This is a genomic window from Alphaproteobacteria bacterium (assembly GCA_033344895.1).
GTDB lineage: Bacteria > Pseudomonadota > Alphaproteobacteria > UBA8366 > Aestuariispiraceae > Pacificispira.
The window spans coordinates 2,136,599-2,153,847 of sequence record JAWPMN010000001.1 but is presented as its reverse complement, the minus strand read 5'-3'; the positions used below and the strand labels follow the sequence as shown (position 1 = coordinate 2,153,847).

General features: G+C 64.2%; 14 protein-coding genes. 9 read left to right on the top strand and 5 right to left on the bottom strand.

From position 1 onward, the window contains the following. The first annotated feature begins 116 nt into the window (after positions 1-116). From R8L07_10535 to R8L07_10500, 8 genes are all read left to right on the top strand, one after another. Complete coding sequence (locus tag R8L07_10535) at positions 117-2,153, top strand: hydantoinase/oxoprolinase family protein (protein MDW3205965.1); 2,037 nt, start codon at positions 117-119, stop codon at positions 2,151-2,153. Next, complete coding sequence (locus R8L07_10530; protein ID MDW3205964.1) at positions 2,150-3,829, top strand: hydantoinase B/oxoprolinase family protein; 1,680 nt, start codon at positions 2,150-2,152, stop codon at positions 3,827-3,829. Before R8L07_10535 ends, R8L07_10530 begins: the two co-directional genes overlap by 4 nt. A gap of 116 nt (positions 3,830-3,945) precedes the next feature. After that, positions 3,946-5,160 (top strand): glycine C-acetyltransferase, encoded by a 1,215-nt coding sequence (locus R8L07_10525; protein ID MDW3205963.1) that lies wholly within the window; start codon positions 3,946-3,948, stop codon positions 5,158-5,160. A 19-nt stretch (positions 5,161-5,179) separates the two neighbouring features. Next, the gene (gene tdh / locus R8L07_10520) at positions 5,180-6,208 is read left to right on the top strand and encodes an L-threonine 3-dehydrogenase (protein MDW3205962.1); all 1,029 of its coding nucleotides are present in this window, start codon (positions 5,180-5,182) and stop codon (positions 6,206-6,208) included. 57 nt (positions 6,209-6,265) lie between these two features. Then, positions 6,266-7,819 carry a trimethylamine methyltransferase family protein gene (locus R8L07_10515; protein MDW3205961.1) on the top strand — a complete coding sequence of 518 codons (1,554 nt, stop codon included), beginning with the start codon at positions 6,266-6,268 and terminating at the stop codon, positions 7,817-7,819. Positions 7,820-7,922: 103 nt separating this feature from the next. After that, positions 7,923-8,828, top strand: coding sequence for a LysR family transcriptional regulator (locus R8L07_10510; GenBank protein ID MDW3205960.1), 906 nt, complete (start codon positions 7,923-7,925; stop codon positions 8,826-8,828). A 127-nt stretch (positions 8,829-8,955) separates the two neighbouring features. Continuing rightward, positions 8,956-9,243 (top strand): UxaA family hydrolase, encoded by a 288-nt coding sequence (locus R8L07_10505; GenBank protein MDW3205959.1) that lies wholly within the window; start codon positions 8,956-8,958, stop codon positions 9,241-9,243. A 2-nt stretch (positions 9,244-9,245) separates the two neighbouring features. Further along, on the top strand, positions 9,246-10,415 hold the full coding sequence (locus R8L07_10500) for a UxaA family hydrolase (protein MDW3205958.1): 1,170 nt from the start codon (positions 9,246-9,248) through the stop codon (positions 10,413-10,415). Between the two features lie 271 nt (positions 10,416-10,686). Here the strand turns inward: R8L07_10500 and R8L07_10495 are convergent, their stop codons facing one another. The 5 genes from R8L07_10495 to R8L07_10475 form a co-directional block, all read right to left on the bottom strand. Further along, positions 10,687-11,523, bottom strand: a complete 837-nt coding sequence (locus R8L07_10495) for a hypothetical protein (GenBank protein ID MDW3205957.1) — start codon at positions 11,521-11,523, stop codon at positions 10,687-10,689. 109 nt (positions 11,524-11,632) lie between these two features. After that, complete coding sequence (locus R8L07_10490; protein ID MDW3205956.1) at positions 11,633-12,226, bottom strand: helix-turn-helix domain-containing protein; 594 nt, start codon at positions 12,224-12,226, stop codon at positions 11,633-11,635. Positions 12,227-12,287: 61 nt separating this feature from the next. Continuing rightward, a complete protein-coding gene (locus tag R8L07_10485; protein MDW3205955.1) occupies positions 12,288-13,064 on the bottom strand; it encodes an IclR family transcriptional regulator C-terminal domain-containing protein in 777 nt (258 codons plus the stop codon). Between the two features lie 7 nt (positions 13,065-13,071). Further along, the gene (locus tag R8L07_10480) at positions 13,072-14,493 is read right to left on the bottom strand and encodes a glutamine synthetase family protein (GenBank protein MDW3205954.1); all 1,422 of its coding nucleotides are present in this window, start codon (positions 14,491-14,493) and stop codon (positions 13,072-13,074) included. Positions 14,494-14,518: 25 nt separating this feature from the next. After that, a complete protein-coding gene (locus R8L07_10475) occupies positions 14,519-15,850 on the bottom strand; it encodes an aromatic ring-hydroxylating dioxygenase subunit alpha (GenBank protein MDW3205953.1) in 1,332 nt (443 codons plus the stop codon). Between the two features lie 164 nt (positions 15,851-16,014). Between R8L07_10475 and pobA the strand changes: the two genes are divergently transcribed. Continuing rightward, positions 16,015-17,199 carry a 4-hydroxybenzoate 3-monooxygenase gene (gene pobA, locus R8L07_10470; GenBank protein MDW3205952.1) on the top strand — a complete coding sequence of 395 codons (1,185 nt, stop codon included), beginning with the start codon at positions 16,015-16,017 and terminating at the stop codon, positions 17,197-17,199. Positions 17,200-17,249: the final 50 nt, after the last annotated feature.

Genomic DNA, 17,249 nt, shown 5'->3' with positions numbered 1-17,249 from the left:
TGCAGAAAATGTAAAAAAAGTTAAACGGCGCAGTTTGTTTGTATACGAATGAATTGACCCTGATCCGTAGCAGTGTCAGGGTTTCTCCAAATCATAATACATAACAGGACAGGACGATGGTCAGGATCGTTGGTTGCGATGTCGGCGGCACATTCACCGATTTGATTCTCTTGGATGAAGCAACAAACAGCGCACGGATCGCAAAGGTACCGACCACGGTCGAGAACCAGTCGGCCGGCGTTCTCTCAGCGCTCGACAAAGTAGAAGTCGGGATCAATTCCATCGACGGGATCGTGCACGGCACGACAGCCACCACCAACGCATTGCTGGAACGCAAGCTGGCGAAAACCGGCCTGATCACGACAGCGGGATTCAGAGACATCCTGGAACTCGGCCGCCGGACCCGGCCCAGCGCCTATGGCCTGACCGGCAGCTTCCTCCCCCTGATACCACGTGAATTGCGGCTGGAAGTGCCGGAGCGTCTGGATGTCGACGGGAACATTGTCACCCCGTTGGACGAAGAGGCGGTGCGAAAGGCTGCCGAGGCGTTGCGCGACATGGGGTGCGAGTCTCTGCTGATTCATTTCCTGCACGCCTATCGCGACCCGTCCCATGAGCAGCGGGCAAAGGCAATCGCCCTAAAGGTGTGGCCCAATCAGTACGTTACGGCAGGGCATGAGGTCCTGTCGGAGTTTCGGGAGTATGAACGCGGTGTCACCGCGGCCGTGAATGCGTCGGTGCAGCCGATCCTGGAGCGGTATCTGGCCCGCCTGCTGGACGGGTTGCGCGGACGCGACTACGAGCGCGATCTGCTGGTCATGCAGGGCAATGGCGGCACGGTCTCTTCCGAGGCGATTTGCCGCATGGCTGTGAACACGGTGATGTCCGGCCCGGCCTCCGGCGTCATGGCGGCGGCGCGGACCGGTGAGGCCGCAGGAAGGCCGTCACTGATCACCTTCGATATGGGCGGGACATCCTGCGATGTCGGCCTGATCAAGGACGGCACGCCGCAGGTGTCGAGCGAGTTGGAAATCGAATACGCCATGCCCGTCCATGTGCCGATGGTGGACGTGCATACGATCGGCGCCGGGGGCGGATCGATCGCGCGGATCGACGCCGGCGGCATGCTGCGCGTCGGCCCTGAAAGCGCCGGCGCAACGCCCGGCCCGATCTGCTACGGTCGCGGCGGCACGCAGCCGACGATCACCGACGCCAATCTGGCGCTGGGGCGCCTCAACCATGAAAGGCTGCTGGCGGTCGAGGGTGCGCCCGACATCGAGGCAATTCGGGCACGGATCGGCGAGGTCATCGGCGAGCCGCTGGGGCTCAGCTGGGAAGAGGCCGCCGCCGCCATTCTGCGAATCGCCGACGACCGCATGGCCGGTGCGGTCCGCATGGTGTCGCTGAGTCGCGGACACGATCCGCGGGATTTCTCGCTGTTCGCCTTCGGCGGCGCCGGGCCGCTGCACGCCGGTGCGATTGCCCGTGAACTGGGCATCCCCACCCTGTTGGTTCCGGCCCGCCCGGGCATCACCAACGCCCTCGGCTGCGCCGTCGCCGACCTGCGCCATGATTTCGTGAATACGGTCAATCGGCCGCTGGACGGGGTCGACATGGATCTGGTTCGCCGCACGCTGAGCGATCAGGTGACGGAAGGGAAGACCCGCCTGGCCCAGGACGGCGCCGGAACCGGCGAGGTCCGGACCATCCATACCGCCGACATGCAATTCATCGGGCAAAGCCATCTTCTGTCCGTCCCGGTAGCGTCGCCCGATGTCACGCGGGAGGACCTGCAGGCCGCGTTCGAGGCCGTCTACTGGGATCGGTTCGAGGTCAAGCTGCCGGAGATCAAGGCCAACCTGGTCAATCTGAACACCGCCGTCATCGGCCCGCGCCCGGCGCTGGATCTGGGCCTTCTGCTGGATGCGCCTGTCCCACGGGGCGACGCAACACGGCCGGTCTGGTTTGCCGAGACCGGCTGGACCGACACGCCGATCGTGCCCCGGGCCAGCCTGCCGCCGGGCACCGACCTGGCAGGGCCGGCCATCGTGGAACAGCTCGACACCACCATCGTCCTGTCCCCCGGCATGCGGGCGGAGGCAGATGATATCGGAAACCTGATCGTCCATGTCGGAACGGGAGACGGTGCATGACCCAGGAACTTGATCCGGTCACGCTGGGAGTGATCCAGAACGGTTTGCAGCAGGTCTGTAACGAGATGGACCTCGCCTTTTGCCGCGCGGCTTTTTCCCCCGTGATTGCTGAAGCCATGGACCGGTCCGACGGAATCTATGCGGCCGAAGACGGCGCCCTGATCGCACAGGGCGACCTGGGGCTGCCGGTCTTTGTCGGGACGATGCAGTACGGCACGCAGGCAGTGATCGAGCGTATCGCCGATCCGCAGCCGGACGATGTCATCATCTGCAACGACCCGTATCTGGGCGGGACCCATTTGATGGATGTCCGCTTCTATCGGCCGTTTTTCTATGACGGCGAGCTGTTCTGCTGGTTGGCCAATACCGGGCATTGGCCGGATACCGGCGGCATGGTCCCCGGCGGATTCTCCGCCCGCGCGACGGAAGTCGAACAGGAGGGCCTGCGCATCCCGCCGGTGAAACTGTTCAAGCGCGGCGAGCTGGATCCGGAGATACTGGCGATCATCCAGTCCAACATCCGGATTGCCGATCAGCGCATCGGCGACATCAAGGCCCAGGCCGCGGCCCTGAAGATTGGCGACAAGCGGCTGACCGCCCTGCTGGATCGCTATGGCAAGGATACGGTTGCCCGGGCGATCCAGGAATTGCGTGACCGCGCGGCACGCCTGATGCGCGCCACCATCGCGGAGGTTCCCGACGGCACCTATTACGGCGAGGCCTTCGTCGATTCAGACGGGGTCGTGGATGAACCGCTGAAGATCGCCATGTCGGTCACGGTCGCCGGTGACGAGATGACCTTCGACATGTCGGGGTCGTCCCCGCCCTGCCGTGGGCCGATGAACAGCGTCATCGCGACGACCCGGTCTTCGATCTATCTGGCGATCAAGCATGTCTTCCCGAATGTGCCGCTGAATGCCGGAACCTATGAGCCACTGAAGATCATCGATCCCCGGGGAACATTCCTCTACGCCGAATATCCGCGCCCGGTATCGGGCTGTGCGGCGGAGGTCAGCCAGCGCATTGCCGAGGCGGTTTTCGCCGCCCTGACCAAGGCCATTCCCGACCGTCTTTTCGCCGCCCCGGCCGGATCCAGCGGCAATTTCGCCCTTGGCGGACACGATCCCGAGAAAGGCCGTTCCTATGTCATGTATGTCATTTCCGGGGGCGGCTATGGCGGTCATGCCGGGGGCGATGGCCTGACGAATGGCTGTTCCACCATCGGCATTTCAAAGTCGCAGCCGATCGAGGTGCTGGAGCAATACTATCCCGTCCTGTTCGAGCGCTACGCCCTGGCTGAAGGGTCAGGTGGCGCCGGGGAACATCGCGGCGGATTCGGCATCAATTATCGCGTCCGGGTGCGACGCGGCGAGGCCCGGGCCTCCATGGTCATGGATCACGGCCGTACCGGTCCGCAGGGCGTTCTGGGCGGAGCCGATGGCGGTCCGAACCGGGTCCGGTTCGAATTCGCCGACGGCACGGTTCATGTCCCGGCCCACCTGTCGAAAGAACAGGACATCACGGTGCGCCCCGGCGATATCATCGACGTCTGCACACCGGGTGGCGGTGGTTATGGCGATCCGTCCAGACGATCGGCGGAACGGATCGCGGATGATCGCGTAAAGGGCTACTACGGGGACAAGGACCCGGCCGGGATTTTCGGCCACCGCGACTGATCGGCACCATTTCAGATTCGTGTTAGGCTGTTGCGACAGGGACGGCCCAAATCGCCATTGACTCGATATTCCGTTATCCTGTACGAATTCCTGGATATTAAATATCGGAGGAAATCATGAGTCATGCGCCAATCGGACAATCGCTGGTGACGGCCGCCCAGGCGGCCCTGGATGCGATCGAGGCCGAAGGACTGACCAAGCGCGAACGCACCATTACCGGCCCCCAATCCAGCGAGATCGACACGCTGGATGACGGCCGCGCGAGCCATGTCATCAATCTGTGCGCCAACAACTATCTGGGACTGGCGGACGATCCGCGCCTGATCGCGGCCGCGAAGGCAGCCCTGGACAGTCACGGTTTCGGCATGGCGTCGGTGCGATTCATCTGCGGTACGCAGGATCTGCACCGGACCCTGGAGAAGCGGCTGGCGGAATTCCTGCGCACCGAGGACGCAATCCTGTTCTCCTCCTGCTTTGATGCGAATGCCGGAATCTTCGAAGTTTTGCTGGGCCCGGAGGATGCCATCATTTCCGACGCATTGAACCATGCGTCGATCATCGACGGCGTTCGACTGTGCAAGGCCCGGCGGCTGCGCTATGCCAACAATGACATGGCGGAGCTGGAAGCGCGTCTGCAGGAAGCGCAGGACGCCAAGCTGCGCCTGATCGTCACCGACGGCGTCTTCTCCATGGACGGTATCATCGCCAATCTGCCGGCGATTTGCGATTTGGCCGAAAAATACGATGCCACCGTCATGGTCGATGACAGCCATGCCGTGGGCTTCATGGGTCGGCGCGGCGCAGGCACGCCCGATCATCACCGCGTAAGCGACCGCGTTCAGATCCTCAGCGGCACCTTCGGCAAGGCGCTGGGTGGCGCGTCCGGCGGGTACATCGCCGGGCCGAAACCGGTTGTCGATCTGCTGCGCCAGCGGGCACGGCCCTACCTTTTTTCCAACGCGCTCGCCCCGGCGATCTGCGCCGCGACGCTCACGGCGCTGGACCTGCTGGAAGGGGGGGCGGAACTGCGCGACCGCCTACGGGCAAACGCCAAACGCTTCCGCGCCGGCATGACTTCGGAGGGCTTCGATCTGGTGCCCGGCGAGCACCCGATCATTCCGGTCATGACAGGGGACGCCGTCCTGGCGACGAAACTGGCCGCCGGCCTGATGGAGGAAGGGATCTACGTGACCGCATTCTCCTATCCCGTCGTGCCCAAGGGGCAGGCACGGATTCGGACCCAGATGTCGGCCGCTCATACGCCGGACCAACTGAACCGAGCCGTCGACGCCTTCACCAAGGTCGGCCGGGCCCTCGGGCTCGTTTCCTGAAGATCGAAAGGACCTCCCCATGCGTGCGATCTATAAATCGAAGCGGGAAACCGGCCTGTGGATGGGATCCGCGGATGCCCCGAAACCGGGACCGCGCGACGTTCTGATCCGCGTCCAGCGCGCCGCGATCTGCGGCACCGACCTGCATATCTACAACTGGGATTCCTGGGCGCAGAAGACCATTCCCGTCCCCATGATCGTCGGCCACGAATACTGCGGCATCGTTGAAGCCGTTGGCGAGGAAGTCACCTTGGTCAAGGTCGGCCAGCGCGTCTCCGGTGAAGGGCATCTGGTCTGCGGCCACTGCCGCAACTGCCGCGGCGGGCGGGAGCATCTGTGCATCAACACGGTTGGCGTCGGCGTCAACCGCCAGGGCGCCTTCGCGGATCTTCTGACCATTCCGGAACACAACGTCTTTGCCGTGCCGGAAGACATTCCCGACGATGTCGTCGCCATACTGGACCCGCTGGGCAATGCCGTGCACACGGCCCTGTCCTACGATCTGGTGGGGGAGGATGTGCTGATCACCGGGGCCGGGCCGATCGGCCTGATGGCCGCCGCCGTCTGTCGCCATGTCGGCGCCCGCCATGTCGTCGTCACCGATCTTTCCGAAGACCGCCTGCGTCTGGCCGAAAGCATGGGCGCGACGCGCGGCGTCCGCGCGGACAAGGAGCCGCTGAAGGATGTCATGCGCGATCTGGGCATGACGGAAGGCTTCGATGTCGGTTTGGAGATGTCGGGTGCCGCACCTGCGATGACCGATATGATCAACGCAATGAATCATGGCGGCAAGATCGCGCTGCTGGGTCTGTTTTCCAAGCCGGTCGAAATCGACATGACGGCGGCCATCTTCAAGGGGCTGCAGTTCAAGGGAGTCTACGGGCGGGAGATGTTCGAGACCTGGTACAAGATGGTCGCCATGCTGCAGACCGGTCTGGACGTGACACCGGTCATCACGCATCGTCTGCCCTTCGAGAAGTTCGAGGACGGATTCGCGGCGCTCAACTCCGGACAGGCCTGCAAGGTCGTGCTGGATCTCGCCGCGTAACCGCCCCCGATCTGAGCCCCGACCGCCGCCCGCGCCGCCGTAACGAAAGGACATTGCATGGCCCGAACCCGTCCCGGACGCACGAACCGGCGTCAGAACCGCGAACAGTCCGCCGCCGCAGCGGCCGGTCTGCACCAGTTGCCCTGGGGCCAGCTGACCTTCGCCGATCGGCCGATCGATCCCTTGGACGAGGAAGGGGTGCAGAAGGTCCACGACGCCGCGATGCGCGTTCTGGAAGATATCGGGATCGAGTTCCTGAACGACGAGGCGGTGGAAACTCTGCGCAAGGCGGGCTGCACCGTCGGGGCAAACGGTCAGAACATCCGCTTCGACCGTGACTGGATCATGGCCCAGACCGCCAAGGCGCCTTCCAGCTTCACGATCACACCGCGCAACCCTGCGCGCGAGATCGAATGGGGCAATGGCAAGGCCGCGTTCGGCATGGTGGCCAGCCCGCCCAATTCCATGGACCTCGTCGGCGGGCGCCGTGTCGGCAACCGCAAGGACTATCAGGACCTGCTGCGACTGTCGCAAAGCTTCAACTGCATCAATTTCAATGGCGGTTATCCGGTCGAGCCGATCGATATCCACGCCTCCGTACGCCACCTGGATGCGGTCTATGACCTGCTGACCCTGACGGACAAGGTGCTGCACGCCTATTCCCTGGGCCCTGAACGGGTTGAGGACGCCATGGAGATGGTGCGTATCGGCGGCGGGCTCACGCATGAGGAATTCGAGGCGAAGCCACGGATGTTCACCAACATCAACTCCTCGTCACCGCTGAAGCATGACTGGCCGATGCTGGACGGCGCGATGCGGATGGCCCGGCGCAATCAGCCGGTGATCATCGCGCCCTTCACCCTGGCCGGCGCGATGGCACCGGTGACCATCGTCGGGTCCGTCGTACAGCAGATCGCGGAGGCGTTGGCCGCCGTCGCCCTGTTGCAGGAAATTCGACCGGGTACCCCCGTCGTGATGGGCGCTTTCACCTCCAATGTCGACATGAAGTCCGGCTCCCCTGCCTTTGGCACGCCGGAATACATGCGTGCGATGCAGATTTCCGGGCAGATGGCCCGGTTCTACGGACTGCCCTGGCGTGGCTCGAATGCCAACGCGTCCAATGCGCCGGACGGACAGGCGGTCTGGGAAAGCCAGAACTCCCTGTTCAGCGTCCTCAGCGGCCACTGCAACGTCATCTTCCACGCGGCCGGCTGGGTCGAAGGCGGGTTGAGCGCCAGCTTCGAGAAGGTCGTCATCGATTGCGAGATGATCCAGCAATGGATGTACTATCACCGACCGGTGAAGGTGGATGAAGGCGAACTGGCCGTCGATGCGATCCGAGAGGTCGGCCCCAACGGGCATTTCTTCGGCTGCCAGCATACGCAGGACCGCTATCGCGACGCCTTCTACAATCCCTTCCTGTCGGACTGGCGAAACTTCGAATCCTGGGTCGAAGCCGGCGCTCAATCCGCGCATGAGCGGGCGCACCATCTGTACAAGCAGATCCTGCGCGAATACGAGGCACCGCCGATTGACGAGGCGATCCGCGAAGAGCTTCAGGCCTTCATTGCCCGGCGCAAGGAAGAAGGCGGCGCGAAGACGGATTTCTGACCATTCGGCACCGGGCAACCTGCCATAAAATTAGAAAAAATTTGCCTGTGGGCTCGCATGGGGTAACGTTCTTCATCGTTCCTTACGCCCGCGTTGTCCCATCATGTCCATCCGCCGTCTCCGCATCCTGATCGCCGTCGCCGAACGTGGATCTTTCGCGGCCGCGGCGGACATGATGCTGATCTCTCCCTCCGCCGTCAGCCAGCAGATGGCGAAACTGGAGGAGGAGCTGCGGACGGAAATCTTCGACCGTCGCAAGCGCCCGCCGGAGCTGAACCGCGACGGCTATGCCCTGGTGCCGAAGGCGAAGGAAGTCGTCGCCGCCTATGACGCGATGATCCGGTCCGCACAGGACGAGGACGCGCCATCGGGTGAACTGGTGCTGGGGGCCATCCCGACCACCCTGACCGAATTGGTGCCCCGGGTTCTGAAGCGCATGCGCGAGACCTATCCGTTGCTGCATTTTCGTGTATCGCCGGACCTGTCGGCGGAACTGATGACCCAGGTCGACCGGGGCGCACTGGACGGGGCGATCATTTCGGAACCGGTGCGCCTGCCGGGCAACCTGACCTTCCACGCGGTCGCCCTGGAACCTCTGGTTCTGCTGGTGCCGAAAGAAGTCGGTGGCGATGACCCGGAATCCATTCTCTCGGCACACCCCTTCATCCGCTTCACCCGGCGCGCCTGGACCGGGCGGGACATTGACGACTGGCTGCAGGCACGCAACATCCGCGTCCGCGAAATCATGGAGCTCGACCGTCCGGAGGCGATCGCCATGATGGTGCATCATGGACTGGGCGTGTCCATCATCCCGGAACATTGCGTCCCGGAACCGATCTCTGCCGGGGTCCGCCGGTTGCCGCTCGGCCCCACGGCACGCCCCAGAGCGATCGGCCTGATCCGGCGTCGCGACAGCATGAAGGCGCGTCCGCTGGATCTCCTGACCGAAGAGCTGGAGCGTGCCGCCGGGGATCGCCCCCACGCAAATCCAGCAACCGAGGTTGCCTGACCGGCATTCGAAAGAATTGCTTTCGATAGATTGCAGATTTTCTCGCTGTATCGCGCGGTTTTGTTACGCTAAGCCTGAGCCATCGCCCTGTAGAGTGGGTTGGAACACTTATCGAGGAGACGCATCGATGGCGGGACCGGATTTCCTGGTCCACGACGCGGCGGATACCGTCGGCGTTGTCGTGGTTGAAACAGCCGAGGCCGGAAAAGACCTCAAGGGGCTGGTGATGGAAACGGGCGAGAGCCTGACCGTCACATCCCTGGACACCATTCCGCTGGGTCACAAGATCGCGCTGGGCGACCTGTCCGTCGGGGACACCGTCCTGAAATACGGGCACGACATCGGCAAGATCGTCGCCGCCGTGAAGAAGGGCGGCCACGTCCATACCCAGAACCTGAAAACGAAGAGGTGGTAACGATGGCTTCCCGCAGCTTCAACGGATACCGCCGCGAGAACGGGCGGGTCGGCATCCGCAATCATGTCGTGATCCTGCCGCTGGACGACCTGTCGAACGCCGCCTGCGAAAAGGTGGCGAACAATATCGACGGCTGTCTGGCCCTACCGCACCATTACGGACGCCTGCAATTCGGCGCGGATCTGGACCTGCATTTCCGCACCATGATCGGCACCGGCAGCAACCCCAATGTTGCCGCCGTAGTCGTCATCGGGATCGAACCGAAATGGACCGGACGCATCGTTGAGGGCATCGCCAAGACCGGCAAACCGGTCGAAGGTTTCGCGATCGAGGGTCAGGGTGAAATCAACTGCGTCGCCGCCGCCTCTCGCAAGGCGAAGGAATTCGTGCAATGGGCAACGGAACTGCAACGCGAGCCCTGCGACCTTGGAGAACTCTGGGTTTCCACAAAATGTGGAGAATCCGACACGACCTCCGGCCTGGCGTCGAACCCGACTGTCGGTAACTTCATCGACAAGGTCGATCCGCTGGGCTGCTACACCTGTTTCGGGGAAACGTCGGAACTGACCGGTGCCGAGGAAATCTGCGCCCAGCGCGCCGCGACTCCGGAAGCGGGCGAGAAATTCATGAAGACCTGGCAGGCCTATATGGACGAGGTCATCGAGCCGCATAAGACCTCCGACCTGTCGGAAAGCCAGCCGACGGCGGGCAACATTGCCGGCGGCCTGACCACGATCGAGGAAAAAGCCTTCGGTAACCTGCAGAAGATCGGCAAGAAGACGAAGTTCATCGACGTCCTGGAGCCGGCCGAAGCGCCGGCCAAGGGCCCGGGCCTCTACTTCATGGACACGTCCTCGGCGGCGGCGGAATGCGTCACCCTGCAGGCGGCGGCAGGCTTCGCCGTGCATCTGTTCCCGACCGGCCAGGGCAACATCATCGGCAACCCGATCGAACCGGTGATCAAGCTGACCGCGAACCCGAAGACCGCGCGCGAGATGGGTGAGCATGTCGATCTGGACTGTTCCGGCATCCTGCGCGGGGAGATGACTTTGGACGAAGCCGGCGACGCCCTGATCGACATCACGATCCGCACCTGCAACGGCCGCCTGACGGCTGCCGAAGCCTTGAAGCACCGCGAGTTCGTGATGACAAAACTGTACCGGAGCGCCTGATCGCAGGCTTCGGATCTAACGCGGGGAGCTCAGAGGTTTCGTGGAGGACGCTGAGGGACAATGAGGGTCTCAGCGTTCTCCGCGTTCATTACTCACGGTGTCCCATCGTGTTCCTGCGAAAGCAGAAACCTTCCTCGGTTCGGCATGGCTTCACAGCCTCCGTCATTTCAGCGCAGGTGGAAATCCAGGGGCGTCGGCGCGTTTCCCCCCGCTATTCCCAGCCCCCCGCCTTCACGGGGAGACGGATGTGCGGACCACGCTCCTGCGAACTTCAGGAGGGATCCACCTTTGCCACGTCTGCCAGTTCGCTCCGAAGGCGGCGCATCATATCCGCCACCTGCTCCGTCAGAGTTTCGACGGCATCGGCGGCCGCCGCCTCCGCGCGCGTCTTCTCCGCCGATCCTGTGTTGGAATATGTAGACAGGCTGGCGGAATCCCCTACTGCGACGGCGTTTCCGTAGGTATAGCCATTCCGGACATCCAACAGGATCGCCTGAGCGAAGCCCTGCCCCTCGATCAGGTTCGCCGGTACCAACGCCATGCCGATCAGGGTCACGTTCAAGGCACTGAGCGGGGTCGCGCTGTTCTTGGACTGGCCAAAGGATTCGTAAACCAGCACGGCGTCCAGATGCTGACGGGCCGAGGCCAGTCGGATACTGCGCATGGCCTCCGCCAACCTGCTCCTACCTTTGAGAGAGCTTGCCTCTCTCGGGTTGGAATCGGCCACTCCCGCCACAAGCGGGCTCACCGGCACAAACTGCCCGAACTCGGGGCCGAGCGATTTAGCCGCCCCCAGCCAGGCCGCGCCATGTCCCGCCGGGACCGGGCTTAATTGGCCGTTTTGAATGTAGGCCAAGCCGATGCGCGCCGGAAACCGCAGCTGTGGTTCGACATTCGCCGCCAGCGCGACTTCCTCATCCACCGACAAGGGCCGCAAGACATCATTCCCGTCTGCATCCTTTGTGAACCGGTCCGACAATGGCGTTGGCCCACCCGGGTACTCTTCCAGATATGTCCGCCCGGATGTGGTCTGAGTCTCATAGGTCGCGCAGGCCGAAAGAAAGCCTATAAGCGCCAGTGCTGTGAACCGATTGGAAAGTACCGTCATTGCCCTGCCCTCCGTTGAAATTCGCGAGGCACGATCTTTCCAGAATGTGGGCAATATGTGGCGCGACCGGGGCAATCCCGAGCGCTAGACAGGAGGTACTGCGACGATGCTAAACCGGGCCGGCGTCGAACTGATGCGGCAGGGCGACCAGCAGCATGGCGCGGGACGGGCCGGCGGCGGTGTTGAGAATGCTGTGCGGGCGGTCGGCGTGATAGCGCAGCGTATCGCCGGCCCGACCTTCGACACGCATATCGCCGACCTCCACCGCGACGGAGCCATCCAGACAGGTCAGGTGCTCATAGGTGCCCGGCGCATGGGCGTCGGACACGAGGGCACCGCCCGTCTCCATCCGCATCTCGTACCATTCCACGGGCAGGACGGTGCGGAACGGGCTGAGCATGTGCAGGGTGACGAGGCCGTCCCGGCTCTTGCTGGTCGGCATGGAATAGGCGTGAACATGTTCGATGACGGGCGCTTCCGGCGCGGCACCGTCGATCAGATCCGACATCTCCAGCCCCAGCGCCTGCATCAGGTTCCAGACCACAGCAAAGGTCGGGTTGACCGACCCGCGCTCGATTTGGCTCAGCATGGATTTGGACACGCCGCTGCGCTCCGCCACCTGTTCCAGGGTCAGGCGATGGGCCTTGCGCGCCTTGCGGATGAATTCGCCGAGCCGTGGCGGCGGGATCAGACCGTCCTTCACCGGAAAACTCCGTACCGTGATTGCGGTTTCCAGTATATCGAACGGGATTCCGTCCGGAAAGTCAGCCGAGCGCCATGCCGGCGTCTCGTGCTGCCTCGCGGAGGGCCGGCACATATTGATCGATCATCGTCTTCACGGACACGCGGCCCTTGTTGACGACGACGTTGAGCGCGCCGACGGCGTGGCCGCTGGCGCCCGGCACCGGCACGGCGACGGACAGGGCACCCAGCTCGTACTCTTCCTCCGTCACCGCATAGCCGCGGTCCGCCGTCCGCCCGAGAATGACCTTCAGCGCACCCCGGTCGATCACCGTGTATTGCGTTTCGGACCGCGGCGCGATCACGGTAAGCAGCTGTTCGCGCTGATCCGGCGAAACATGGGCGAGATAGGCGCGCCCGATCGCCGTTGCGGCCATGGGCAGGCGCGCGCCGATCGTGAATCGGGTGGAGAACAGACGATCCTCGCAGATCGCATGGGCGACATAGACCATGTCGGGTCCGCTGGGCAGACCGAGAGAGCAGGTCTCGCGCAGGGTATCGCTGACCCGGCGCAGGATCGGATTGACCCGTTCGCCGATCTCGCTGGAGCGCAGGAAGGAAAAGCCGAGCGTCAGGATTTTCGGGGTCAGGCTGTAACGGCCGCGATTCTGTTCGGCATAGCCCATCGCCTCCAGCGTACGCAGGATGCGCCGGGCGCCGGCCCGGCTGAACCCGGTCAGCGTCGCGGCCTCGGCGATGGTCATGCTGGGCGCATCCGGACCGAAGGCGGCGATCAGCTTCAGCCCCTTGGCCAGGGTCTGGACGATTTCGCCGTCATTCTCGTCCGGCAGCGCCGGCATGGCCGTATCAGTAGATTTCGAAATATTCACGCTGTTCCCAATCCGTCACTTCCGCGAAGAACCGCGCGACCTCCGCCTTCTTGAGCACCGTCAGATAGTCGACGAAGGCGTCGCCGAATGTCCGACGATAAAAGTCGCTGACGGCAAAGGCGTCAATCGCCTGCAGGATCGTGCGCGGCAGCAATTCGCCGTCGGCATAGGGTTCCTCTGTCGGCGGCGGCGGCGCGGCCTGTCGCCGAATGCCGTCCAGCCCGGAAGCCGCCTGGGCGGCGAGGCACAGATACGGGTTGGCCGCCGGCTCCGGCGCACGGTTTTCGATCCGCGTCGCGGCATCCCCCGCCGCGCCGACCACGCGCAGCATCGCGCCCTTGTTGTCCAGGCCCCAGAGGATACGGTCCGGTGCCAGGACGAAGGGACGGTAGCGCTTGTAGCCATTAATCGTCGGCGTGGTCAGCAGGCAGCTCTCCGCCGCCCGGTCCAGCATCCCGGCCAGGAACCCGTATCCGGTATCCGACATCACCCGGTCGGCATCGGCGAAGACATTCGCCCCATCGGCACCGATCAGCGACTGATGCACGTGCCAGCCATTGGAGAAAATCTCCGGCAGGGCCGGTCGGCACATGAAGGTCGCGTGATAGCCTTCGCGGCGCAGCGCCTGCTTGACCGCACTGCGGAACAGCACCGTCGCATCGGCGGTGGCCATGCCGTCCTGAGGATGGAAGGTCGCCTCCACCTGGCTGGGGCCGAATTCGACCTCCAGGCTGCGCAGCGGCAGGTTCAGCCCGGCGCAGGTCCGGCGGATGATCTCGAAGATCGGGTCCAGCTCGTCGGCGCGGCTTTCGGTCAGATACTGATAGCCCCGCGTCGTCAGCGACGTGCCGAAGGGGGCCGGGGGATGGCCGGCATCGGCATGGGCCAGCTTCGCATCCTCCAGCTTCAGGACAGTGAATTCCAGCTCCAGCCCGGTGCGATAGGTGAACCCGGCATCAGCCATATCCGCCAGCACCCGGCGCATCAGACTGCGGGTACAGAAGGGCAGCGGCGTCCCGTCCTTCAGGAACAGATCGCACAGCAGCCAGCCGGTCGTCGGCGCCCAGGGCAGGACCTGGAACGTCTCCGGATCGGGCAGCATGACGATATCGCCCGCCCCTTTCAGCCCGGGCAGGTCGTAGCCGCCTTCCCTGGTCCAGACCGGAAAGACGGTTCGGTGCGACGTATCCTTCAGCAGAAGGGTCGACGTCATCGGACAGCCGCTGTCCAGCGCCCCGCGCAACCCGTCCACCGGCAAGGTCTTGCCGCGCAGCAACCCGTGCTGATCCGCGAAGGACAGCCGGACCGTCTCGATCCCCGCCTCGGCCGCGCGGGCCAGGACCTGGTCCACCCGGTCGCGCCGCCCCTGCGGGTCCGGCACTTCGAAATGTACAGTCATCGGAACCTGTTCCCCCGGCCTGCCGCTATTCCGCCGCGGCCGCCGGCTTCGGCGACCAGGGGGCAGCATCGCGCCGCGCACGGTCGCAGGCAAGCCAGGCGTCGGACCAGTCATCCGGCGCCGCCACCGTATCCACCGCGACCGGCCCTCGGATCGCCGCCGGTCCGCCCTCGGTATCGTTGATCGGCAACACGCCTTCGCCCTTGCGCACGGTCTTGATCGCACGCAGCAGCATCCGGCGATAGGCGGCGATGGCCACATCGGTCTGGCCCAGATGTTCCCTGGTCCGGTCCTGGATCGGGCCGGGGGATTCGACCGCCCACTGGTCGTGGACATTGATGTCGTCGCCCATGCCGGTATAGGTCCGCATCTTCTGTTCGACCGGGTCGTAGCCGTAGCCGTTCCGCTTCCCGACCTTCGGGATGTAGTCGGGCAGTTCATAGAGTTCCAGCCGCTGTTCGCGCATCTTCGCGTGGTCGACCGGCTTCCCGAAACTGGTGAAGATCGCATACCAGTAGCAGGTCTCGTCATCGACCGGGACATGCCACTGAGTGATCGTCATCTCGTTCGACATTGGGATGGCGATGGCCTGCGGGAAGATCTGGTTGGTCACCCGGACATGCATCGCCTCCCCGTTCAGGTCGCGCAAGGCGGTGATGCGAAGGCCGTAATCCGTCGTCTCGACCTCGATCTTCGGGCGCGGGAAGTCGCGCAGCACCCGGGTCATCGGAATGTCCGTCCCGCCGACATAGTCGCGGAACTGCTTGCCATAGCCCTCGGCCGGGTCGTCATCCTCCAGATAGCGGTGCAGGAAGGAGGCATGCGCCGGGTCGATCCCGACCTCCAGCGCCTGCAGCCAGTTGCTTTCGATCAGCCCCTTGAAGGCGAAGGTATAGGCCTCCGGCGCGGTCAGGCAGTCGATCTCCGGCAGCGCCGGCGCTTCCCCCTCGCCCAGATAGGCGAAGACGATGCCGTTGCGCGCGATACAGGGATAGGCCGTCGTGCGGATCCGCTCGGCCAGCGTGCTTTCTTCCGGTTCCGCCGGGGTTTCCTGACACTGGCCGTCCGTCCCGAACTTCCAGCCGTGGAACGGGCAGCGCAGCCCGCCGTCTTCCAACCGGCCATAGCACAGATCGGCGCCGCGATGCGGGCAGTGCCGGTCGATCAGCCCATAGCTTCCGTCGCCGTTCCGGAAGGCGACCAGGCGTTCCCCCAGCACCGTAACCGGACGTACCGGGCGCGGCCCGTCGAATTCCGCCGTCAGGGCAACGGGCTGCCAATAGCGCCGCAGCACCGCCCCCGCCTCGGTCCCCGGTCCGGTACGGGTCAGGGTCCGGTTCATCTCCTCGCTGATCATCGTCAAACGTCTCCCGGCTGGTGGGTTTGTTCGATATACGAACGTGTGTTCGATAATCAGTATGACGGAAAAATCTTTGCCTGCAAAGAGGGTCCGTTTCTAGGGCCGGTCGGGGGGACGCCCTATACTCTGTCCGACCATCCGGAACCTCGAGGATCAGAGAGATGAGCAAGACGCGGCGCACCCAGGTCGGCATCGTCGGCTGCGGCCCGGCGGGATTGCTGCTGTCGCAATTGCTGCATGTGAACGGCATCGACTCGGTGATCCTGGAGCGCAAGGATCGCCGCTATGTCGAGGGACGGATCCGCGCCGGGGTCTTGGAACAGGGCACGGTCGACCTGCTGCGCGCCGCCGGGGTCGCCGACCGCCTCGACCGCGAGGGTCTGGTCCATGGCGGGATCGAGATTGCCGGGGCCGGAGAGCGCCGCCGCATCCCGCTGTCCGATCTGACCGGCGGCAAGGTGGTCACGATCTATGGCCAGACCGAGGTCACCAAGGACCTGATCGCCGCGCGGCTGGCCGCGGGCGGCGAAATCGTCTTCGAGGCGGAGGATGTCCGGCCGCTGGATTACGACACCGACGTCCCGCGCCTGACCTATCGCAAGGACGGCGAGACCGTCGAACTGGCCTGCGATTTCATCGCCGGCTGCGACGGGTTCCACGGCGTCTGCCGCGCCAGCCTGCCCGAGGACGCGATCCGGACGCTGGAGCGGGTCTATCCTTTCGGCTGGCTCGGCGTTCTGGCCAAGGCCCCGCCCGCCTCGGACGAGCTGATCTATGCCCATCACGACAACGGTTTCGCGCTGTTCAGCATGCGCTCCGCCGACATCTCGCGGAACTATCTGCAATGCCGCCCGGACGAGGACCTCGGCCAATGGCCCGACGACCGGATCTGGGAGGAGCTGCGCCTGCGGGTCGGCGACAGCGACGGCAGCCTGGTCAACGAGGGCGAAGTGCTGGAGAAAAGCGTCGTGCCGATGCGCAGCTTCGTCGCCGAACCGCTGCGCCACGGACGCCTGTTCCTGGCCGGGGACGCCGCCCATATCGTGCCGCCCACCGGCGCCAAGGGCCTGAACCTCGCCGCCTCCGACATCCACTATCTGCACCGCGCCCTGATCGCCCATTACAAGCACGGCGACGACAGCGGCCTGGACAGCTATTCCCAGACCGCCCTGGCCCGCATCTGGAAGGCCGAGCGTTTCTCCTGGTGGATGACCAGCCTCCTCCACACCTTCCCCGACACCCGCGCCTTCGAAAACCGCATGCAACTGGCGGAAATCGAATACCTGCTGGAATCAAAAGCCGCACAGACGAGCCTGGCGGAAAACTATGTGGGGCTGCCGTTTTAGGGGAGGGTCCTTTGAGTGAAGGACATAGACAATTTGAGCGGGCCCTAATA